Origin of the sequence: Cupriavidus cauae, assembly GCF_026210475.1 — a bacterium.
GTDB lineage: Bacteria > Pseudomonadota > Gammaproteobacteria > Burkholderiales > Burkholderiaceae > Cupriavidus > Cupriavidus cauae.
On the sequence record NZ_CP080293.1, the window covers coordinates 1,479,131 to 1,500,154 of the forward strand.

Here is a 21,024-nt window from a genome sequence, read left to right on the forward strand (position 1 = left end):
GCACCACCCCCCGATTGCCGACGACCGACGGAGCGGCCCGACCGCTCCGCATGAATCTCCGAGCCACATGCCGCCGCGCGCCTGAACGCGGCCATGTGGCTCAAGTCCTTTTGCCTCTCTCTCCTTTCCGCGAGGACGCCCGATGAAATTCCGCTTCCCCGTCATCATCATCGATGAAGACTTCCGCTCCGAGAACATCTCCGGCTCGGGCATCCGTGCGCTGGCCCAGGCCATCGAGGCCGAGGGCATGGAGGTGATGGGCCTGACCAGCTATGGCGATCTGACCTCGTTCGCGCAGCAGTCCAGCCGCGCCTCGACCTTCATCGTGTCGATCGACGACGACGAGTTCGCCAGCGGCACCGACGAGCCGGAAGCGGCGGCGATCGAGAAGCTGCGCGCCTTCGTCACCGAGGTGCGCCGGCGCAACGCCAACCTGCCGATCTTCCTGTACGGCGAGACCCGTACCTCGCGCCATATCCCGAACGACATCCTGCGCGAGCTGCACGGCTTCATCCACATGTTCGAGGACACGCCCGAGTTCGTGGCCCGGCATATCATCCGCGAAGCCAAGGTCTACCTCGAATCGCTGGCGCCGCCGTTCTTCAAGGCGCTGATCGACTACGCGCAGGACAGTTCGTACTCGTGGCACTGCCCGGGCCACTCGGGCGGCGTCGCCTTCCTGAAGAGCCCGGTCGGCCAGGTGTTCCACCAGTTCTTCGGCGAGAACATGCTGCGCGCCGACGTCTGCAACGCGGTCGACGAGCTGGGCCAGCTGCTGGACCACACCGGACCGGTGGCGGCGTCCGAGCGCAATGCCGCGCGGATCTTCAACTCCGACCACATGTTCTTCGTCACCAACGGCACCTCGACGTCGAACAAGATGGTGTGGCACGCCAACGTGGCGCCCGGCGACATCGTGGTGGTCGACCGCAACTGCCACAAGTCGATCCTGCACGCGATCATGATGACCGGCGCGATTCCGGTGTTCCTGATGCCGACGCGCAACCACTACGGCATCATCGGTCCGATTCCGAAGAGCGAATTCGACCCGGAGACCATCCGCAGGAAGATCGCCGCGCATCCGTTCGCCAGCCAGGCGAAGAACCAGAAGCCGCGCATCCTGACGATCACGCAGGGCACCTACGACGGCGTGCTCTACAACGCCGAGCAGATCAAGGAGATGCTGGCGGCCGAGATCGACACGCTGCATTTCGACGAGGCCTGGCTGCCGCACGCGGCGTTCCACGATTTCTATCGCAACATGCATGCGATCGGGCGCGATCGTCCGCGCAGCAAGGACGCGCTGGTGTTCGCCACGCAGTCGACCCACAAGCTGCTGGCGGGCCTGTCGCAGGCCTCGCAGATCCTCGTGCAGGACTCGGAGACGCGCAAGCTCGACCGGTACCGCTTCAACGAGGCGTACCTGATGCATACGTCGACCAGCCCGCAGTATTCGATCATCGCCTCGTGCGATGTGGCCGCGGCGATGATGGAAGCGCCGGGCGGCACCGCGCTGGTCGAGGAGAGCATCCAGGAGGCGCTGGACTTCCGCCGCGCGATGCGCAAGGTCGAGGGCGACTACGACGCCGGCAACAACGGCGACTGGTGGTTCAAGGTCTGGGGTCCGGAAGATCTGAACGAGGACGGCATCGGCGACCGCGAGGACTGGATGCTGAAGGCCAACGACCGCTGGCACGGCTTCGGCGACCTGGCCGACGGCTTCAACCTGCTCGACCCGATCAAGGCCACCATCATCACGCCGGGGCTCGACGTCGACGGCGAGTTCAGCGAGCGCGGCATCCCGGCGGCGATCGTCACCAAGTACCTGGCCGAGCACGGCATCATCATCGAGAAGACCGGGCTGTACTCGTTCTTCATCATGTTCACCATCGGCATCACCAAGGGCCGCTGGAACTCGCTGGTGACCGAGCTGCAGCAGTTCAAGGACGACTATGACCAGAACCAGCCGCTGTGGCGCGTGCTGCCGGAGTTCGTCGCGCGCTTCCCGCAGTACGAGCGGATGGGCCTGCGCGACCTGTGCGATGCCATCCACAGCGTCTACAAGGCCAACGACGTCGCGCGCGTGACCACCGAGATGTATCTGTCGGACATGGAGCCGGCGATGAAGCCGTCGGACGCCTGGGCGATGATGGCGCACCGCGAGATCGAGCGGGTGCCGGTCGACGATCTGGAGGGCCGCGTCACCGCGATCCTGCTGACGCCGTACCCGCCGGGCATTCCGCTGCTGATCCCGGGCGAGCGTTTCAACCGGACCATCGTCCAGTACCTGAAGTTCGCCCGCGAGTTCAACCAGCTGTTCCCGGGCTTCGAGACCGATATCCACGGCCTGGTGGCCGAGGAGATCGACGGCAAGCGCGTGTATTTCGTCGATTGCGTGAAGCAGACGGCTTGACGGCGGCGAGGCGGCAAGAAAAAAACGGCCGGCATCATGTTGATGCCGGCCGTTTTTCCTGGGGCCGTCGTTCGAGCGATTTCGACCCGAACGATCCCGGCTTGAAGTACTTCTTCCCGAACTACTTCTTCTCGAACTCGAACACCGGTGCCGCCGGGCCGCTGTCGTTCGACTGGGCCGGCGCGCCCGGCGTCTCGAGCTGCGCGCCGCCCGGCAGCGTCGGCGCCTCGGGCGCCTCCGATGGACCGGAAGGAGCGGGGCCGCCCGGTGCCGGCTGGGAGGGCTTGCCCAGGTCGATGTCAAGGCTGCGCGTGATGCTGCGGTCCTGCGCCTTCGCCTTGTCCGTGCTGACCAGGCCCGGGAAGATGATGATCAGGGCCACCATGATCAGCTGGATCACCACGAAGGGCACCGAGCCCCAGTAGATGTCCGAGGTCTTGACCGAGCGCGGCGCGACCGAGCGCAAGTAGAACAGCGAGAAGCCGAACGGCGGGTGCATGAACGAGGTCTGCATGTTGACCGCCAGCAGCACGCCGAACCAGATCAGGTCGATGCCCAGCTTGTCCGCCACCGGGCCGACCAGCGGCACCAGGATGAAGGCCAGCTCGAAGAAGTCCAGGAAGAAGGCCAGCAGGAAGAACAGGATGTTGACCGCGATCAGGAAGCCGGTCTGGCCGCCGGGCAGCGCCGTCAGCAGATGCTCGACCCACAGGTGGCCGTCGACGCCGTAGAACGTCAGCGAGAACACCCGGGCGCCGATCAGGATGAAGATCACGAAGGCCGACAGCTTCAGCGTCGATTCCATCGCCTGCCTGGTCAGGCCCAGGTTCAGCCGGCCCTTGATCAGCGCCAGCACCAGCGCACCGAGGGCGCCCATGCCGCCGCCTTCCGTCGGCGTGGCCACGCCGATGAAGATCGTGCCCAGCACCAGGAAGATCAGCGCCAGCGGCGGGATCAGCACGAAGGTCACCTTCTCGGCCATCTGCGACAGCAGATTGAGCTTGAGCACGCGGTTGATCACCGCCAGCACAAAGGCGAACGAGATCGCCGCGCCGATCGACACCACCAGCCGCTCGTCCAGCGGTCCGCCGGGGTTGTAGTTCAGGTCGACCACCACGCCGACCACCACGGCCAGCGCGGTGAGCACCAGCACCGAGGTCGAGCCGCTCTTGCCGCTGGGCTCGCGGAAGGTGCGCGCCTCCAGCGGCAGGGCTGGCGCCGAGGCCGGCTTGACCAGCGTCATCAGCAGCACGTACAGCATGTACAGGCCGGTCAGCACCATGCCGGGCACGAAGGCGCCCTTGTACATGTCGCCGACGGAACGGCCCAGCTGGTCGGCCAGCACGATCAGCACCAGCGAGGGCGGGATGATCTGCGCCAGCGTGCCCGACGCGGCGATCACGCCGGTCGCCAGCCGCTTGTCGTAGTTGTACTTGAGCATCAGGGGCAGCGAGATCAGCCCCATCGAGATCACCGAGGCCGCCACCACGCCGGTGGTCGCCGCCAGCAGCGCGCCGACGAAGATCACGGCATAGGCCAGGCCGCCGCGGATCGGGCCGAACAGCTGGCCGATGGTATCGAGCAGATCCTCGGCCATGCCGGATCGCTCCAGTATCAGCCCCATGAAGGTGAAGAACGGGATCGCCAGCAGCGTGTCGTTCTCGATGATGCCGAACAGCCGGCTCGGCAGCGCCTGCAGCAGTTCGGGCGCCAGCAGGCCCAGCTCGATGCCGATGAAGGCGAACAGCAGCCCGTTGGCCGCCAGCGCGAAAGCGATCGGAAAGCCCGACAGCAGGAAGACCACCAGGGAGCCGAACATGATCGGCGCCATGTTGTCGATCAGGAATTGCGTCATTGCGCGCCTCGCTTACGGGGTTGCCGGGGGACCGGAGCGGCCGCCATCGGCCAGCGCGGCGGCGTTTTCCGCGGGGCTGTGGCCGTGCTTGCGGAAGGCTTCGAACGGCAGTTCCCCCCTCAGGTAGGCGAAGCGCTTGATCAGCTCGGACAGGCCCTGCAGGATCAGCAGGAAGAAGCCGGCGACGATCAGGAACTTGGCCGGCCAGCGGATCAGGCCGCCGGCATTGCCCGACATTTCATGGCCGACGAAGGACAGCCAGAAGTAGGGGATCGACAGCCACAGGATGATCAGCGAGATCGGCAGCAGGAACAGCAGGATGCCGAAGATGTCGATCCAGACCTGGGTCCGCTCGGAGAAGCGTCCGGCGACCACGTCGATGCGCACATGCTCGTCCTTGCGCAGGGCGTACGGCGCGCCGAGCAGGAACACGGCGGCGAACATGTACCACTGCATTTCGAGCCTGGCGTTGGAGCTGATGCTGAAGGTGTAGCGAATGATGGCGTTGCCCGCGCAGACCAGTACGGCCAGCAGGATCAGCCATTTCGCCCACCTCCCGATGACATCGTTCACGGCGTCGATAAGCCGTGAGATCCTCATGAGGAGAGACATGTGAACGTCCTAGGGATGGGGAAAAACCGGGGTGGCGCGTCAGTTTACGGTTGAACCCCACGGCAAATCGCTAGGGTTAATCCCCAATTCGTCACTTTGTCTGCGTGGTTGTCTGCGTAGTCCGCACCAGAAGAGGGCGGGTGGAGGGAGAGGCGGGGAGAGGCGGGAGAGGGAGATTCCCCACCAAGGTGGGGAGCGTCCCCGCGGGAAACGGGGACGCCATGGTGCGCGGCGGACCGGCAGCCGATCCGCAAATCAGCAAATCAGCAAATCGTCAGCTCAGCGGATCAACAGGTCTGCGGATCGGCAGATCCGCCGATCAGCCAAGTCATCGATCAGCCGGCCTTGCGCGCGGCCGCGATCGCGGCGCGCACCTGGTCCGGCGCGGTGCCGCCGATATGGTTGCGGGCGGCGACCGAGCCTTCCAGGGTCAGCACGCCGTGGACATCGTCGCCGATCAGGGCGGCCTTGTCGCCCAGGCCGGTGGCCTCGCGCAGCTCCGCCACGGTCAGGTCGGCCAGATCGCACTGGCGCGCGTCGCAGGCGCGCACGGCGTGGGCGACCGCCTCGTGCGCGTCACGGAAGGGCAGGCCCTTCTTGACCAGGTAGTCGGCCAGGTCGGTCGCGGTCGCATAGCCCTGCAGCGCGGCGGCGCGCATCGCCTCCGGCTTGACCGTGATGCCCGGCACCATGTCCGCGAAGATCCGCAGCGTGTCGACCACGGTATCGACCGTGTCGAACAGCGGCTCCTTGTCTTCCTGATTGTCCTTGTTGTACGCCAGCGGCTGGCCCTTCATCAGCGTCAGCAGGCCGATCAGGTGGCCGTTGACGCGGCCGGTCTTGCCGCGCGCCAGCTCCGGCACGTCCGGGTTTTTCTTCTGCGGCATGATCGAGCTGCCGGTGCAGAAGCGGTCGGCGATATCGATGAAGCCGACGCGCGGGCTCATCCACAGCACCAGCTCTTCCGAGAAGCGCGATACGTGGGTCATCACCAGCGCCGAGGCCGCGCAGAATTCGATGGCGAAGTCGCGGTCGGACACCGCGTCCAGCGAATTGCGGCACACGCCGTCGAAGCCCAGCTGCTGCGCGACGAATTCACGGTCGATCGGATAGCTGGTGCCGGCCAGCGCGGCGGCGCCCAGCGGCAGGCGGTTGACGCGCTTGCGGGCGTCCTGCATCCGCTCGGCATCGCGCGTGAACATCTCGACGTAGGCCAGCAGATGGTGGCCGAAGGTCACCGGCTGCGCGACCTGCAGGTGCGTGAAGCCAGGCAGGATCGTGCCGGCGTGCTGTTCGGCCAGATCGAGCAGCGCGTGGCGCAGGTCGCCCAGCAGGCCGACGATGTTGTCGATCTCGCTGCGCAGCCACAGGCGGATGTCGGTGGCCACCTGGTCGTTGCGCGAGCGGCCGGTATGCAGCCGCTTGCCGGCATCGCCGACCAGCGCGGTCAGCCGCGCCTCGATATTCAGGTGGACGTCTTCCAGGTCCAGCTTCCATTCGAAGCTGCCGGCCTCGATTTCGCCGCGGATCTGCGCCATGCCGCGCTCGATCTCGGCGCGGTCGGCGTCGCTGATGATGCCCTGCCGGGCCAGCATCGCCGCATGCGCCAGCGAGCCCTGGATGTCGAACAGCGCGAGGCGCTTGTCGAAGAACACCGAAGCGGTGTAGCGCTTCACCAGGTCGGACATCGGTTCGGAGAAGCGGGCGGACCAGGCTTCGCCTTTCTTGGCAAGTTGGGAGGTCATGGCGGTAGGGAACTGGACAGTGCCCACGCACCGAGGCGTGCCGGGCAACGGAAAGGAGGATAGGAAAAACGGGAATTATATCGTTGCCGGGCACCGTTGACGGACGGGAACACTTTCATCGTGCCACCCAGCCTACGCTCGAGCGTCATTCCAGCGCGGCAGCACGCCGCCACCGAAGGCAGGGCCGCCGAGACATGCGACCACCGCATGCGGCCGCAGCGAGCCTCAAGGCGGCGCCTTCCCTCTGCAATTCGGTTGACCTCGATTCGTCTTTAAACGAAAATGACCCTGTACTTGATCGAACACTACGTCACGGCCGACGGGCAGCGGGATATCTACGTGGATTGGCTGAGCCGCTTGCGCGACCGCGAGGCCAAAGTGGCCGTGATTCGCCGCGTGGCTCGCATGGAGGGCGCCAATTTTGGCGACCACAGGCACTGCCGCGAAGGGGTGTGCGAATTGCGCATCGACGTGGGGCCCGGTTATCGGGTGTACTACGCGTTGCACGGACACCGCATTGTGGTGCTGCTATGCGGGGGCGACAAGCGCACTCAGCAGGCCGATATCGATCGAGCGGTAGCTTATTGGCAAGACTGGCAACAACGAGGCGACGATGAGAAGCAGACCGCATGATGAGGCGATGGCCGAGCTGTACCGCAGCGATCCGTCGCTCGCGCTCGATGTCATCAACGGCATTCTCGAAGATGGCGACCAGGGCGAATTGCTGACGGTGCTGCGGCAACTGGCGCAGGCGTTCGGCGGCGTGCAAGCGGTAGCGGAGCAGGCCGATCTCAATCCCACCCAGCTTTACCGCACGCTCTCGCCAAAGGGAAACCCGGCGCTCAGCAGCCTGACTGCCATCCTGAAGGCGATGGGATTGTGCCTGGCGGTGCGGCCGCTGAATTCATCCGCGCCGCGTCACGCGGCTTGAGTGGGAACGGGCCGGAGGGCCGGGCTACCCTCCAGCCCCCGCACCTCAACCCGTATTGCGCAGCCCCGCCGCAATCCCGTTGATGGTCAGATGGATGCCGCGCCGCACGCGCACGTCGTCGCCGTCCTTGCCGGCCCGGTAGCGCTTGAGCAATTCCACCTGCAGGTGGTTCAGCGGGTCCAGGTAGGCGAAGCGGTTCTTGATCGAGCGGGCCAGCAGCGGGTTGTCCGCCAGCCGCTCGTGCTTGCCGGTGACCAGTCCCAGCATCTCGCCGGTCAGATGCCACTCGGTGCTGATCCGGTTGAACACGGCCTTGCGCAGCGCCGCGTCTTCGCACAGTTGGGCGTAGCGCGAGGCAACCGCCAGGTCTGTCTTGGCCAGCACCATGTCCATGTTGGACAGCAGCGTCGAGAAGAACGGCCACGTCTTGACCATGCGTCGCAGCGTCGCCACCAACGCCTTGCGGGCCTTGTCGTCACCGGCCTCGTCGAGCAGCGCGCGCACGGCGCTGCCGAAGCCGAACCAGCCCGGCAGCAGCAGGCGGCACTGGCCCCACGAAAAGCCCCAGGGAATCGCCCGCAGATCCTCGATGCGGCGGTTCTTCTTGTCCATCAGCTTGCGCGAGGCCGGGCGCGAACCCAGGTTCAGATCGGCGATCTCGGTGATCGGCGTGGTCGCGAAGAAATAGTCCTTGAAGCCCGGCGTCTCGTAGACCAGGTCCCGGTAGGCGACGAAGGCGCGGTCCGACAGCTTCTGCATGATGCTCTCGAACGCCGCCAGGTCTTTCGGCGCGTTCGCCGTCGGCAGCAGCGACGCCTCCAGCGTGGCGGCGATCACCGTTTCCAGGTTGCGGCGCCCGATCTCGGCGTTGGCGAACTTGCTGTTGATGATCTCGCCCTGCTCGGTCAGCCGGATCTGGCCGTTCACCGTGCCCGGCGGCTGCGACAGGATGGCCTGGTAGGTCGGACCGCCGCCGCGTCCGACCGTGCCGCCGCGGCCGTGGAACAGCCGCAGCTTGATCTTGCGCTGCGCGAACAGCTGCACCAGCGCCAGTTCCGCCTTGTACAGCTCCCAGTTCGAGGTCAGGAAGCCGCCGTCCTTGTTCGAATCCGAATAGCCGAGCATCACCTCCTGCTCGCCGCCCTGGTTCGCCAGCACCGCGGCGAAGCCGGGCAGATCGAGCAGCGCCTGCATGATGCCGCTGGCGTTGCGCAAGTCCTCGATGGTCTCGAACAGCGGAATCACCATCAGCTCCATGCGCGCCGGATCGCTCCTGCTGCCCAGCGTGCCGCGCAGCATGCCGGTCTCCTTCTGCAGCAGCATGACCTCGACCAGGTCCGACAGCGTCTCGGTGTGCGAGATGATGTAGTTGCGCGCCACGCGGGCGCCGTAGCGGGCGCGCAGCTCGCGGGCCGCCGTCAGCACGCGCAGCTCGCTGCGGGTTTGCTCCGAATAGGTATGCCAGGGCAGCGTCAGCAGCCGCGGCTGGCGCAGCTCGGCCAGCAGCAGCTCGAGCTTGCGCTCCTCCGGCAGCGCGGCGTAGTCCGCCTCGACGCCCGCGGCCGCGAACAGCTCGGCGATCACGGCCTCGTGCACGTCGGACACCTGGCGCATGTCGATCGACGCCAGATGGAAGCCGAACACGCCGATCGCGCGGTGCAGCGCATCGATGCGGGCGCGTGCCAGCGCCTCGCCGTGATGCTCGCGCAGCGAGTCGATGACCACCTCGATGTCGGCGGCGAAGGCCTCCGCATTGGCGTAGGGCTCGGCGTCGGCGACCGGATGGCGCGGCGCCGCGCGGCCGGTCAGCGCATGGCAGGTCGCGGCCAGCCGCGCGTAGATGCCGATCAGCGCGCGCCGGTACGGCTCGTCGGCGCGGTGCTCGGAGCGGTCGGGCGAGGCCTCGGCCAGCGCCAGCAGCGCGGGGCTGGCCTCGACCATCAGCGTCGACATCGACAGCTCGGCGCCCAGCGCGTGGACCTCGTCCAGATACCACTCGAGGATCAGCAGCGCCTGCTGGCAGGCCGCGTGCTCCAGCGTGTCGGCGGTGACGTTGGGATTGCCGTCGCGATCGCCCCCGATCCACGAGCCCATCTGGAAGAAGGGCGGCAGCGGGCCCGGCTCGGTCTTGGCGCGGCGCGAGGCCGGGTAGACCGCGGCGATGTCCTCCTCCAGCTCGGTCATCAGTTGCGGAATGCCGCGCAGGAAGGTGGTGCGGTAGTACGACAGCGCGTTTTCGATCTCGTCGACCACCATCAGCCGGGTATTGCGCAGCATCCGGGTCTGCCACAGCGTGGTGACCTTGGCGCGCAGCTGGGCGGTGTTGTGCGCCAGTTCGCGCGCCGTCATCGGCAGGTCGCGCTCGGCCAGCAGGCGGGCGATCTCGCGCTCGGCGTCCAGGATGCTCTTGCGCTGGACCTCGGTCGGGTGCGCGGTCAGCACCGGCACGATCAGCGCCTCGTCGAAGAACTTGCGCAGCTGCTTGCCTGTGACCCCGGCGGCGTCGATCGCCTGCAGCGCGCGGGCCATGCTGCCCGGCTGCGGCGGCGAGCCGGCCAGCGCATGGACGCGCCGGCGGCGGTTGTGGTGCTGATCCTCGGCGATATTGGCCAGATGCGAGAAATAGCTGAAGGCGCGCACCACCTGGTTGGTCTGGTCGCGCGACAGCCGCTTGAGCAGCCGGTCGAGCTCGGCCGCGGCGGCTCGGTCGTTCTCGCGGCGAAAGCGCACCGCGGTCTGGCGGATGGTTTCGACGATCTGGAAGGCCGCCTCCCCTTCCTGCTCGCGCAGCACGTCGCCGAGCAGGCGGCCGAGGAAGCGGATGTCCTCGCGCAGCGGCAGGTCCTTGTCGTTGGCCGACTTGCGGGCCGGTGCGGCCGGCACCACTTCGAGGTGGGAGGCCGGTTTGGCGGCGGCGCGGCGAGCGGTTCGCGCGGAAGGGGCGGGGGCGGAGCGGGCGGTGGAGGGCGCGGTGGAGGGCGCGGTGGGCGGTGCCGACCCAGCCGATGCCAGGTGATCGGCATGATCGGCATTCTCGGCGTGCTCTGGCGAAGCGGCTGGTGTCCCCGCCTCGGCTGGCCGATTCGGCTCGTTCCCGGCGGTTTCCGATCGGCCTCGGACAGCGCGGATCCGGCGGCCGGCCGGGCGCGCAGCTGGCTGCGTCATGCAATCTCCTCTGCGTTTGGTTCTGATGTGGCTGGTGTTTCCGATCGTTCCGATCGCCTTCCGGACCCGCTTTCGCCCCGGCTCTGCGGCCGTCGGGCGCCACGCCGCCAGCGTCCGGGGCGGCGGCCGGAGCGGCAGGGGGTGCGTGCTACCATTCGCGGCATGCAAGCTTCCGTCCCTTCCGCATCCTCATCCGCCGCGCCGGGCAGGCTCGTGATCGCGTCACGCGAAAGCCGACTGGCCATGTGGCAGGCCGAACATGTGCGTGCTGCGTTGCAACAATACTATCCCGCGTGCGATGTGTCCATTCTGGGTATGACTACCCGGGGCGACCAGATTCTGGACCGCAGCCTCTCCAAGGTCGGCGGCAAGGGCCTGTTCGTCAAGGAGCTGGAAGTGGCGATGGCCGAGGGCCGGGCCGACCTGGCGGTGCATTCGCTGAAGGACGTGCCGATGGAGCTGCCAGAGGGCTTCGCGCTGGCCGCCGTGATGGAGCGTGAAGATCCGCGCGATGCGCTGGTGTCGACGCGCTTCGCCTCGCTCGACGAGATGCCGCCCGGCACCGTGGTCGGCACCTCGAGCCTGCGCCGCGAGGCCGCCCTGCGCAGCCGCTACCCGCATCTGGTGGTGCAGCCGCTGCGCGGCAATCTGGATACCCGGCTGGCCAAGCTCGATCGCGGCGACTACGGCGCGATCATCCTCGCCGCGGCCGGCCTGAAGCGTCTGGGCCTGGCCGGCCGCATCCGCGCGCTGCTGGACCCGGCGACGTCGCTGCCGGCGGCCGGGCAGGGCGCGCTCGGCATCGAGATCCGCTCGGATCGGCCCGAGCTGGCCGCCTGGCTGGCACCGCTCAATCATGTTCCCACCGCGCTGGCGGTCGGCGCCGAACGCGCGGTATCGCGCCGGCTCGGCGGCTCCTGCCAGGTGCCGCTGGCCGCCCATGCTTATTGGAATAGCAGCGGGGATGGCAGCCGGGATGGCAGCCGCCTCCAACTGGACGCCTTCGTCGCCACGCCCGACGGCTCCCGCAGCGTGCATGCGCAGCGCGCGGCCGAAGTCGGCAGCGCCGCCGATGCCGAAGCGCTGGGCAACGCCGTCGCCGACGCGCTGCTGGCCCAGGGCGCCGACGCGCTGCTGGCCGTCGCGCTGCGGAACGACGGCGCGCCGGCGGGCCCCGGCGGCCACTGAGGGGAAGCGATGCCCCGCCCGACCGTCGTTGTCACACGACCCGCCGGGCAGTCCCGGCAACTGACCGAGGCGCTGCAGGCCGCGGGTCTGGACGTACTGAGCTTTCCGCTGCTGGCGATCGGGCCCGCGGCCGATGACGGCCCGCTGCGCGCGGCGCTGGCGCGGCTGCCCGAGTTCGCGCTGGTCGTGTTCGTCAGCCCCAACGCGATCGCCTATGCGCTCGATGCGCTCGCGCTGGCGCAGGGCGGCGCCGCGGCCTGGCCGGAATCGGTGCCGGTCGCGGTGGTCGGGCCCGCCAGCGTGGCGGCGCTTGCCGAGCGCGGCATCGCCGCGCCGCGCCACCGCGTGATCTCGCCGGCCGGCGCCGATGGCGCCGCAGCCGACATCGATCCTGCCGAGGCGCGTTTCGATTCCGAGGCGCTGTGGGCCCAGCTCGACGTGCCGTCGCTGGCCGGCCGCGAGGTGCTGATCGTCCGCGGCAACGGCGGCCGCGACTGGCTCGGCGACAAGCTGCGCGAGGCCGGTGCCACCGTGCTGGCGGTCGAGGCCTATCGACGCACGATGCCCGTGCCAGGCTCGATGCAATGGCAGGCCGTGCGTGACGGCCTGAAGCCGGGCGCGGCGCCGCAGGCGTGGCTGCTGACCAGTTCCGAAGCCGTGCGCAACCTCGACCAGCTGGTGCGCGACAACCTGTCGCCGCAGGAAGACGCCGCGCTGCGCGAGGTGCAGTGCATTGCCCCGCATGCGAGAATTGCCGAGCAGGCGGCGGCCCTGGGCTTCACGCGCGTGCTGCTGGCCGCGCCGGGGGACGAGGGCCTGCGGGCGGCCTGCCTGCGTTGGGCGGAGCTGTATCGGAGTCAATTGCAGGCGACGGCGCAATCGGCTTCACAGCCGGTGTCGCAATCGGCGTCGCAATCGGCTTCACAGCCGGCGTCGCAACCGGTGTCGCAACCGGCGTCGCAACCGGCGTCGGAATTGGCGTCGCCCGCGGTGTCGCAACCTGTGCCGCCATCGATGTCGCCGTCGGTCTCCCAGTCGGAGCCTGGCCCGACTGCCGCGCCCGCCCCTGCGGCCGCTTCGACCGCGCCGGCTCCGGCGCCGGCACCCGCAGCGCAACCGCAGGCGCCATCGCTCGCCGCATCGGCGGCACCGGCGAGCCCGCCCGCCGCGCCGCCCCCAATCCCGCCCACCGAATCACCGCAATCCACGTCAACGAAGGTCGATCGCGTGACGCAACAGCAAACCTCCACCGCTTCCTCCTCTTCTCCACCGGCCGGCATGCCGCCCGGCCCGGCGCCCGCTGGCGCCTCGCCCGGCGAGCGGCCCGCTTCACGGGGCCGCGGCGCCCTGGCCTGGCTGCTGCTGGCGATCTTCGTGCTGGTCGCCGGCGGCGCGTTCTGGTGGCTGCAGCAACGGGTCGACCGGCTGACCGAGGAACTGGCCCGCCGCCAGCAGAACAACGACGCGCTGGTACAGGAGTCTCGCGTGCTGACCCGCGAGGCGCAGACCACCGTCAAGGAAATGCAGGCGAAGGTCGGCGCGCTGGAGGCCCAGGTCGGCGAGACCCGCGACAAGCAGGCCACGCTCGAGCAGGTCTACCAGGACCTGATGCGCAACCGCGACGACTGGGAGATCGCCGAGATCCAGCAGTTGCTGACCAACGCCGGCCAGCAACTGCAACTGACCGGCAACGTGCAGGTCGCGCTGTCCGCGCTGCAGAGCGCCGACGTTCGCCTGGCCCGCTCCGACAAGCCCGAATACAACCAGCTGCGCCGGGCGATCGCGCGCGACATCGGCCGGCTCAAGGCGATGCCCGACACCGACCTGACCGGCGCCGCCATCAAGCTCGACGAAGCCATCAACCAGATCGACGCCTTGCCGCTGCTGTCGAGCGAACGGATGCTCGAACGCAGCGAAGGCACGCCGCGCGGCACGGCGGCCGCGTCCCAGCCCGGCGTGGCCTCGGCCGTTGCCGCAGGCAATGGCGACGGCACCGGCAATCGCGTGACGCAGTGGTTCGCCGGCGTCTGGGGGACGGTGCGCGACGAGCTGATGCGCGTGATCCGCGTGCGCCGGGTCGACGATACCGAGGCGCTGCTGCTGACCGGCGACCAGGGCTGGTTCCTGCGCGAGAACGTCAAGCTGCGGCTGCTCAACGCGCGGCTCGCGCTGCTGTCGCGCAATGAGCAGGTGTTCCGCAACGATCTGGCCGCGGCGCACGGCATGATCGAGCGCTATTTCGATACCAAGAGCCGCCGCGTGCAGGCCGTGCAGACCCTGCTGAAGCAGGCGCAGGCGGGCGCGGTGGCCGTGCAGCTGCCGACGATGTCCGACAGCCTCGGCGCGCTGCGTTCCCTGAAGAAGGAGTAGCGCATGCGACTTCTATTCTGGGTGGCGATCCTGTTTGGCGGCGCCGTCGGCCTGGCGCTGTTCACGCAGTTCAATCAAAGCAATGTGGTGCTGTTCTACCCGCCGTATCGGGTCGAGCTGTCGCTCAATCTGGCGCTGGCGCTGCTGTTGCTGCTGTTCTTCATAGCCTGGACCGTGCTGTCGGCGATCCGGCATCTGTCCGAGATGCCCCGGCGCGCCGCGGCCTATCGCGAGCGCAACCGCATGCTGAAGGCCCAGGCCGCGTTGCGCGAGGCGATCGAGAACCTGTTCGCCGGCCGCTTCGCCCGCGCCGAGCGCACCGCGCGCGAGGCCCAGGTCTGGCCCGAGCAGGCGCAGACCGCGGCGCTGATCGGCGCCCGCGCCGCGCACCAGATGCAGGAGGCCGATCGGCGCGACGGCTGGCTGGCCCAGGTCACCGCACCCGAGCGCGAGCAGGCCCGGCTGGTGTCGCTGGCCGAGATGCTGGTCGACGCGCGCGATGCCGATGGCGCGCTGGAAACCATCGCCCAGCTGCAGGCGCAGGGCGGGCGGCAGATCCATGTGCAACGGATCGCGCTGCGTGCGCATCAGCATCTGAAGAACTGGAGCGAGGTGCTGCGGCTCGCGCGTTCGCTGGAGAAGCGCAACGCGCTGCATCCGGTGCTGGCACTGCGTCTGAAGCAGCTGGCCTGCGAGGCCATGCTGGAGGAACGCCGCCACGACGCCGACGCGTTGCAGGACTTCTGGCGTTCGCTGTCGAACGACGAGCGCCGCGCCGCCCGCATCGCCGAGCCGGCCGCGCGCTATTTCTCGGCGCTGGGCCGCCAGCAGGAAGCGCGCCGGATCGTCGAGGACGCGTTGAAGGTCAACTGGGACAGCCGGCTGGTGCTGCGCTACGCCGACTGCGCCGAGCCCGGCCAGGCGCTGCCGCAGATCCAGCAGGCCGAGAAATGGCTGGCCCAGCATCCGAACGATGCCGAGCTGCATTTCACGCTGGGCGTGCTTTGCCTGGGCGAACAGCTGTGGGGCAAGGCGCAGTCCAATTTCGAGCGCGCGCTGAAGTACGCCACCAGCGAGGAACAGCGCCGCCTGCGCGTGCGCGCGCATCTGGCGCTGGCGCGGCTGTTCGAGCAGACCGAACGGCCGGAGGACGCGCAGCGGCATTATCGGGAAAGCGCGCTGCTGGCGGCGTAACGCTTGCTGGTGGTGTGACACCGCGCGTGGTGTAACACCGCTGGTGGTGTGGCACTGCTGGTGGCGTACCCCAGCCTGAGGGCGTAACACGCCTTGGGGCCCGACACGGCTGAGGAGTAACAGGGCTGGTCGCGTCACGCGAATACCCGGGCAGCCGTGGTTTGCTCCCTCTCTCCCGCGCCGGAGAGGGGCGGGGAGAGGGCAAGGTGTCAGCTATCCCGATCGCTCGCTCGCGGCCGCTGCCGCGGGCGCTCCCACTCCCGCCTTCACCACCGCATACCGCTCCAGTGTCTCCTGCCGCGCCACGTCGTGCTGCACGATCGGGCGCGGATAATCCTTCCCCAGCGAGATTCCGGCCGCCGCCAGCACCGCTTCCGGCGCGGTCCACGGCGCGTGCAGATACTTGTCCGGCAGGCCGGCGAGCTGCGGCAGGTAACGCCGGATGAAGCGGCCCTCGGGATCGAACTTGCGCGACTGCGTGACGGGATTGAAGATCCGGAACCACGGCTGCGCATCGCATCCCGTCGATGCGGCCCATTGCCACCCGCCGTTGTTGGCCGCGAAGTCGTAATCGTTCAGCAGGTCGGCGAATACCGCTTCGCCGCGGCGCCAGTCGATGCCCAGGTCCTTGACCAGGAAGCTGGCGCTGACCATGCGCAGGCGGTTGTGCATATAGCCGCTCTGACGCAGCTGGAGCATCGCCGCATCGATCAGCGGATAGCCGGTCCGCGCCTCGCACCACGCGGCGAAGTACTGCTCCGCCACGGGGCCCGTGCGCCAGCGGATCGCGTCATAGGCCGCGTGGTACGAGCGGCCATCGGCCAGGTCCGGGCGATGGTGCAGCACCATGAAATAGAAGTCGCGCCAGATCAGTTCCGACAGCCACGTTGCCGCGCCGTTGGCGTCCGCCCCGCCCCGCAGCATCGCGGCATGCGCGGCGCGCGCCAGCGTACGGATCGAGATGGTGCCGAAGCGCAGATGCACCGACAGATAGCTGGGCCCGCGCACCGCGGGGAAATCGCGCCGGCGCGCATAGTCGCCCAGCCGGTCGAGGAAGGCATCGAACAGCGCGTGCGCGCCCGGACTGCCCGGAGCGAGCGGCACTGCCCCCGGATCGGCCGGGGCGAAGCCGAGCGCTTCCAGTGTCGGCAGCGGCCGGTCGTGCCCCGGCGGCAGCGGCGCCAGCGCGGGCAGATAGGGCGCGACCGGGTAGGGCCGCAGATCGAAGGGCTGCAACGCCTTCAGCCATGCGTTCTTGTACGGCGTGAAGACCGAGAAGGGCTTGCCCTGGCCGTTCAGGATCTCGTCGCGCTCGAACACCACCTGATCCTTGAAGCTGAAATAGACCCGCGCATCGGCGGCCAGCGCGTCCGCCACGGCGCGGTCGCGCTCGATGGCCGCGGGCTCGTAGTCATGGTTGGCGAAGACGGCCTGCGCGTCGAGTTCGCGGGCGAGCGCGGGGATCGCCGTGCGGGCCGCGGCGTGCAGCACGATCAGGCCGCCGCCGGCCTCGCGCAAGGCCTTGTCCAGCGGGGCCAGCGACGCGAGGATGAAGGCCACGCGACGATCGCTGGCTTTGCCGCGCGCCAAGCTGCGCGCCAGCAGCGGGTCGAGGATTTCCCGATCGAATACGAACACGCACCACACCTGGCGGGCATGCTTGAGGGCATAATGCAGCGCCGCGTGGTCGTCCACGCGCAGGTCGCGGCGAAACCAGACCAGCGCGCGGGCGAACGAACGGCCGACGCGGTACGGTTCGCGATGGGGGGATGGGTTCAAGCTCGATTCTCCGTGAGCACCGCGCCGCCGGTCGCGCGATCGTTTACCGTAGCATGACCCCCTGCGCCATTCCCCTGCAAAGCGCCGCTTCGCCGCTGACCGCCCTCACTCCCTTCACTCCCTCACTCCCTCCTTACCGCCGATGAACGCGAAGACCGCCAAACCGCCCAAGACCACGCCGCTGGACCGCATCCTGCAATCGCAGGGCTTCGGCACGCGCCGCTATTGCGGGCATCTGGTGGCGGCCGGCATGGTCGAGGTCGAGGGCGAGCTGTGCGAGGACCCGCGCGCCGAATTCGTGCTCGAAGGGCTGCGGCTGACCGTCGATGGCGAGGACTGGGTCTGCCACGACAAGGCCTATCTGATGCTGCACAAGCCGACCGGATACGAATGCTCGCAGCGGCCGCTGCATCATCCCAGCGTCTACACGCTGCTGCCGGTGCCGCTGCGCGAGCGCAGCGTGCAGGCGGTCGGCCGGCTCGACCAGGACACCACCGGGCTGCTGCTGCTCAGTGACGACGGCCAGTTCATCCACGCGCAGACCTCGCCCAAGCGCAAGGTGCCCAAGATCTACGAGGTGACGACGGCCGAGCCGGTCACCGAGGCCCAGGCCGCGGCGCTGCGCGAAGGCGTGCAATTGGAGGACGAACCGGCCCCGATTGCCGCGCTGGCCTGCGAGATCGTCGGCGAACGCGCGCTGCGGCTGACGCTGGCCGAAGGCAAGTATCATCAGGTCAAGCGGATGGTCGCCGCGGCCGGCAACCATGTCGCCGCGCTGCACCGCAGCCGCATCGGCGGACTGGCGCTGGACCCGGCGCTGGCGCCCGGGGAATGGCGCTGGCTGACGCCGGCGGATCTGGCCGAACTGGCGCGCAAGGACTGAGGCGGGGGCCAACCGCGGCCGCGATGCTGCGGCGCAACGGCTGTGGGGCGGCGCGCACCGTCCAGCTCCCTGCGCGGGCCCGGACGAGGGAATCTTTTCCGGAACATTGGCGCTGATTTGATAAAATGCAACGCATGGCGACGTCCGCAGCCCCCATCAATCTGACGAATCAATTCCTGATCGCCATGCCCGGCATGGCGGATCCGACTTTTACCGGCGCCGTCGTCTACATCTGCGAACACAACGAGCGTGGCGCGCTCGGCCTGGTGATCAACCGGCCGATCGACATCGACATGGCCACGCTGTTCGACAAGATCGATCTCAAGCTCGAAATCCAGCCCGTCGCGCAGCAGCCCGTCTATTTCGGCGGCCCCGTGCAGACCGAGCGCGGCTTCGTGCTGCATGACCCGGTCGGCGTCTATGTGTCCTCGCTGACCGTGCCCGGCGGCCTGGAGATGACCACCTCCAAGGATGTGCTCGAGGCCGTCGCCAACGGCAGCGGCCCGCATCGCTTCCTGCTGACGCTGGGCTATGCCGGCTGGGGCGCAGGCCAGCTGGAGGAAGAGCTGAGCCGCAACGGCTGGCTGACCGTGCAGGCCGACCCCGAGATCGTGTTCAGCGTGCCTCCCGAGGAACGCTTCGCCGCCGCCATTCGCCTTTTGGGCATCGACATCACCATGCTCTCCGGCGAGGCGGGGCATGCCTAGCGCGGACGCGGCCACGCCGCTCCACAAGCCGGCGCCGCAAGGCGCGCCCGTGTCTGCCGTGCCAACCGACGGCACCGTATTGGGTTTCGACTACGGCGAGCGCAAGATCGGCGTGGCGCTGGGCAACTTCATCACGCGCGAGGCGCGGCCGCTGACCATCCTGCCGAACATCACCGTCGAAGGGCGCTTTGAGGCCGTCGCCGCGCTGATCGCCGAATGGGCGCCGGTGCATCTAGTGGTGGGCCTGCCGCTGACCCCGGAAGGCGGCGAACAGCCCGCGACCAAGCTGGCGCGTCGCTTCGGCAATCAGCTCAATGGCCGCTTCAATCTGCCGGTGACCTGGGTCGACGAGCGCTACAGTTCGCTGGAGGCCCAGGCCGCCGGCGCCAGGCCGGGGGCGCTCGATCACGAAGCCGCCCGCATCATCCTGCAACAGTATTTCGACCAACTCCCGCTATGATCTCCAACGTCACCCTCGACGCCGAGGCGCTCTACCGCGCGCTGCGCGACCACGTGCAAGGGATGCTGTCCGCGGCATCGGGCTCGGCCTCGGGCTCTGCCTCGGGCGGCGCGCCCTGGTCGATCGCCGGCATCTATTCGGGTGGCGCGTGGATCGCCGAGCGGCTGGCGGCCGATCTGCAGCTGCCGCATTACGGCGTGATCAATGTGGCCTTCCACCGCGACGATTACGCGAAGAAGGGCCTGCACAGCCAGGCGCAACCGAGCACGCTGCCGTTTTCCGTGCAGGACAGCCATGTGCTGCTGATCGACGATGTGCTGGCCACCGGCCGCACCATCCGCGCCGCGGTCAACGAACTGTTCGACTACGGTCGGCCCGCGCGCGTCGCGCTGGCCACGCTGGTCGATCGCGGCGGCCGCGAGCTCCCGATCGGGGCGGACTTCGTCGGCGAGCGGATCACGCTGCCGCGCGGCACGAACCTGGTGTTGTCGCGCGAAGGCGAGGGGGCCGGCATCCGTTTTTCCTTTGCCACCGAAACGCTGAACGGCAACCACGATTCCGCCGCCGGCTGACCGGCACGCATTACCGCAGTAGAGAACGAGCACACAAGCCCGAGCCAGGGCAAGCACCAGCACAAGTACCAGCACCCGCGCACCCGTACCGAGCCAAACCGCACCCGCCCACGCCTCACCCATGACCAAGACGTTCCGCAACCCGCAGCTCACCAGGAACGGCGAGCTCAAGCATCTGCTGTCCATCGAGGGGCTGTCGCGCGACATGATCACGCACATCCTCGACACGGCCAGCCAGTTCGTGTCGCTGTCGGACTCCGACCGCGACGTCAAGAAGGTGCCGCTGCTGCGCGGCAAGAGCGTGTTCAACCTGTTCTTCGAGAACTCCACGCGCACCCGCACCACCTTCGAGATCGCCGCCAAGCGGTTGTCCGCGGACGTGCTGAACCTGAACATCAATGCCTCGTCGACCAGCAAGGGCGAATCGCTGCTCGACACCATCAACAACCTGTCGGCGATGTCTGCCGACATGTTCGTGGTGCGGCATGCCAGCTCGGGCGCCCCCTATCTGATCGCCGAGCACGTCGCCCCGCACGTGCACGTGATCAACGCCGGCGACGGCCGCCATGCGCACCCGACCCAGGGCCTGCTGGACATGTACACGATCCGGCATTACAAGCAGGACTTCACCAAGCTGACCGTCGCGATCGTCGGCGACATCCTGCACTCGCGGGTGGCGCGCTCGGACATCCACGCGTTGACCACGCTTGGTGTGCCCGAGGTGCGCGCGATCGGTCCGCGCACGCTGCTGCCGTCGGGCCTCGAGCAGATGGGCGTGCGGGTCTTCCACAACATGGAAGAGGGGCTCAAGGGCGTCGACGTGATCATCATGCTGCGGCTGCAGAACGAGCGCATGAGCGGCGCGCTGCTGCCGTCGGCGCAGGAATACTTCAAGGCCTTCGGCCTGACTCCGGAGCGGCTCGCGCTGGCCAGGCCCGACGCCATCGTGATGCACCCGGGGCCGATGAACCGTGGCGTCGAGATCGATTCGGCCGTGGCCGACGGTCCGCAGTCGGTGATCCTGAATCAGGTCACCTTCGGCATCGCGGTGCGGATGGCAGTGATGGGCATCGTCGCCGGCAACAACGACTGAAACGACAAAAGCGCGATCCGCCAGGCAATCGTCGGCCTGACGACGGCCGCCAGGCAC

At 68.4% G+C, this 21,024-nt stretch carries 16 protein-coding genes; 11 read left to right on the forward strand and 5 right to left on the reverse strand.

Annotated features, from left to right (window positions below; all coding sequences use genetic code 11):
* The first annotated feature begins 142 nt into the window (after positions 1-142).
* Positions 143-2,413 (forward strand): arginine/lysine/ornithine decarboxylase, encoded by a 2,271-nt coding sequence (locus KZ686_RS06620; protein ID WP_265633268.1) that lies wholly within the window; start codon positions 143-145, stop codon positions 2,411-2,413.
* A gap of 121 nt (positions 2,414-2,534) precedes the next feature.
* Here KZ686_RS06620 and KZ686_RS06625 read toward each other — a convergent pair whose 3' ends face one another.
* The 3 genes from KZ686_RS06625 to argH all read right to left on the reverse strand — a co-directional run bounded on the left by KZ686_RS06625 (position 2,535) and on the right by argH (position 6,625).
* Entirely contained in the window at positions 2,535-4,268 is a 1,734-nt protein-coding gene (locus tag KZ686_RS06625) for a TRAP transporter large permease (RefSeq protein ID WP_265633269.1), read from the reverse strand.
* Positions 4,269-4,280: 12 nt separating this feature from the next.
* Positions 4,281-4,880 carry a TRAP transporter small permease subunit gene (locus KZ686_RS06630; RefSeq protein ID WP_265633270.1) on the reverse strand — a complete coding sequence of 200 codons (600 nt, stop codon included), beginning with the start codon at positions 4,878-4,880 and terminating at the stop codon, positions 4,281-4,283.
* A 335-nt stretch (positions 4,881-5,215) separates the two neighbouring features.
* Positions 5,216-6,625 (reverse strand): argininosuccinate lyase, encoded by a 1,410-nt coding sequence (gene argH, locus KZ686_RS06635; protein ID WP_265633271.1) that lies wholly within the window; start codon positions 6,623-6,625, stop codon positions 5,216-5,218.
* Positions 6,626-6,907: 282 nt separating this feature from the next.
* Here argH and KZ686_RS06640 point away from each other — a divergent pair, with 282 nt between their 5' ends.
* Together KZ686_RS06640 and KZ686_RS06645 are read left to right on the forward strand one after the other, a co-directional pair.
* Complete coding sequence (locus KZ686_RS06640) at positions 6,908-7,258, forward strand: type II toxin-antitoxin system RelE/ParE family toxin (protein WP_265633272.1); 351 nt, start codon at positions 6,908-6,910, stop codon at positions 7,256-7,258.
* Entirely contained in the window at positions 7,239-7,556 is a 318-nt protein-coding gene (locus KZ686_RS06645; RefSeq protein WP_265633273.1) for a helix-turn-helix domain-containing transcriptional regulator, read from the forward strand. Before KZ686_RS06640 ends, KZ686_RS06645 begins: the two co-directional genes overlap by 20 nt.
* A 45-nt stretch (positions 7,557-7,601) precedes the next feature.
* Here the strand turns inward: KZ686_RS06645 and ppc are convergent, their stop codons facing one another.
* The gene (ppc, locus tag KZ686_RS06650) at positions 7,602-10,721 is read right to left on the reverse strand and encodes a phosphoenolpyruvate carboxylase (RefSeq protein WP_407648520.1); all 3,120 of its coding nucleotides are present in this window, start codon (positions 10,719-10,721) and stop codon (positions 7,602-7,604) included.
* Between the two features lie 162 nt (positions 10,722-10,883).
* On the opposite strand from ppc, the gene hemC reads away from it, so the two are divergent.
* Genes hemC through KZ686_RS06665 form a run of 3 tightly spaced genes read left to right on the forward strand, consistent with a single transcriptional unit; the run spans position 10,884 to position 15,473 of the window.
* Positions 10,884-11,909 (forward strand): hydroxymethylbilane synthase, encoded by a 1,026-nt coding sequence (gene hemC / locus KZ686_RS06655; RefSeq protein ID WP_150084384.1) that lies wholly within the window; start codon positions 10,884-10,886, stop codon positions 11,907-11,909.
* A 9-nt stretch (positions 11,910-11,918) separates the two neighbouring features.
* Positions 11,919-14,279: a fused uroporphyrinogen-III synthase HemD/membrane protein HemX gene (hemDX, locus tag KZ686_RS06660; RefSeq protein ID WP_265633275.1), complete on the forward strand. Its 2,361-nt coding sequence runs from the start codon at positions 11,919-11,921 to the stop codon at positions 14,277-14,279.
* Positions 14,280-14,282: 3 nt separating this feature from the next.
* The gene (locus tag KZ686_RS06665; RefSeq protein ID WP_149317736.1) at positions 14,283-15,473 is read left to right on the forward strand and encodes a heme biosynthesis protein HemY; all 1,191 of its coding nucleotides are present in this window, start codon (positions 14,283-14,285) and stop codon (positions 15,471-15,473) included.
* A 213-nt stretch (positions 15,474-15,686) separates the two neighbouring features.
* Here KZ686_RS06665 and KZ686_RS06670 read toward each other — a convergent pair whose 3' ends face one another.
* A complete protein-coding gene (locus tag KZ686_RS06670) occupies positions 15,687-17,252 on the reverse strand; it encodes a cryptochrome/photolyase family protein (RefSeq protein ID WP_265633276.1) in 1,566 nt (521 codons plus the stop codon).
* A 142-nt stretch (positions 17,253-17,394) separates the two neighbouring features.
* Between KZ686_RS06670 and KZ686_RS06675 the strand changes: the two genes are divergently transcribed.
* The 5 genes from KZ686_RS06675 (at position 17,395) to KZ686_RS06695 (ending at position 20,967) form a co-directional block, all read left to right on the forward strand.
* Complete coding sequence (locus tag KZ686_RS06675; protein WP_265633277.1) at positions 17,395-18,135, forward strand: 16S rRNA pseudouridine(516) synthase; 741 nt, start codon at positions 17,395-17,397, stop codon at positions 18,133-18,135.
* Positions 18,136-18,269: 134 nt separating this feature from the next.
* The gene (locus KZ686_RS06680; RefSeq protein ID WP_006575892.1) at positions 18,270-18,842 is read left to right on the forward strand and encodes a YqgE/AlgH family protein; all 573 of its coding nucleotides are present in this window, start codon (positions 18,270-18,272) and stop codon (positions 18,840-18,842) included.
* Positions 18,835-19,302: a Holliday junction resolvase RuvX gene (gene ruvX, locus KZ686_RS06685; protein ID WP_223819794.1), complete on the forward strand. Its 468-nt coding sequence runs from the start codon at positions 18,835-18,837 to the stop codon at positions 19,300-19,302. The genes KZ686_RS06680 and ruvX overlap by 8 nt, the downstream gene beginning before the upstream one ends.
* A complete protein-coding gene (pyrR, locus tag KZ686_RS06690) occupies positions 19,299-19,874 on the forward strand; it encodes a bifunctional pyr operon transcriptional regulator/uracil phosphoribosyltransferase PyrR (protein ID WP_226108441.1) in 576 nt (191 codons plus the stop codon). The genes ruvX and pyrR overlap by 4 nt, the downstream gene beginning before the upstream one ends.
* 121 nt (positions 19,875-19,995) lie before the next feature.
* On the forward strand, positions 19,996-20,967 hold the full coding sequence (locus tag KZ686_RS06695; protein ID WP_265633278.1) for an aspartate carbamoyltransferase catalytic subunit: 972 nt from the start codon (positions 19,996-19,998) through the stop codon (positions 20,965-20,967).
* Positions 20,968-21,024 lie beyond the last annotated feature (57 nt).

Coding starts and splice junctions, on each gene's coding strand:
- ppc (WP_407648520.1), bottom strand. CDS start 10,721: ATGACGCAGCCAGCTGCGCGCCCGGCCGGCCGCCGGATCCGCGCTGTC.
- hemDX (WP_265633275.1), top strand. CDS start 11,919: ATGCCCCGCCCGACCGTCGTTGTCACACGACCCGCCGGGCAGTCCCGG.
- ruvX (WP_223819794.1), top strand. CDS start 18,835: ATGCCTAGCGCGGACGCGGCCACGCCGCTCCACAAGCCGGCGCCGCAA.
- KZ686_RS06640 (WP_265633272.1), top strand. CDS start 6,908: ATGACCCTGTACTTGATCGAACACTACGTCACGGCCGACGGGCAGCGG.
- KZ686_RS06620 (WP_265633268.1), top strand. CDS start 143: ATGAAATTCCGCTTCCCCGTCATCATCATCGATGAAGACTTCCGCTCC.
- KZ686_RS06695 (WP_265633278.1), top strand. CDS start 19,996: ATGACCAAGACGTTCCGCAACCCGCAGCTCACCAGGAACGGCGAGCTC.
- KZ686_RS06625 (WP_265633269.1), bottom strand. CDS start 4,268: ATGACGCAATTCCTGATCGACAACATGGCGCCGATCATGTTCGGCTCC.
- KZ686_RS06665 (WP_149317736.1), top strand. CDS start 14,283: ATGCGACTTCTATTCTGGGTGGCGATCCTGTTTGGCGGCGCCGTCGGC.
- KZ686_RS06680 (WP_006575892.1), top strand. CDS start 18,270: ATGGCGACGTCCGCAGCCCCCATCAATCTGACGAATCAATTCCTGATC.
- KZ686_RS06675 (WP_265633277.1), top strand. CDS start 17,395: ATGAACGCGAAGACCGCCAAACCGCCCAAGACCACGCCGCTGGACCGC.
- argH (WP_265633271.1), bottom strand. CDS start 6,625: ATGACCTCCCAACTTGCCAAGAAAGGCGAAGCCTGGTCCGCCCGCTTC.
- KZ686_RS06630 (WP_265633270.1), bottom strand. CDS start 4,880: ATGTCTCTCCTCATGAGGATCTCACGGCTTATCGACGCCGTGAACGAT.
- pyrR (WP_226108441.1), top strand. CDS start 19,299: ATGATCTCCAACGTCACCCTCGACGCCGAGGCGCTCTACCGCGCGCTG.
- hemC (WP_150084384.1), top strand. CDS start 10,884: ATGCAAGCTTCCGTCCCTTCCGCATCCTCATCCGCCGCGCCGGGCAGG.
- KZ686_RS06645 (WP_265633273.1), top strand. CDS start 7,239: ATGAGAAGCAGACCGCATGATGAGGCGATGGCCGAGCTGTACCGCAGC.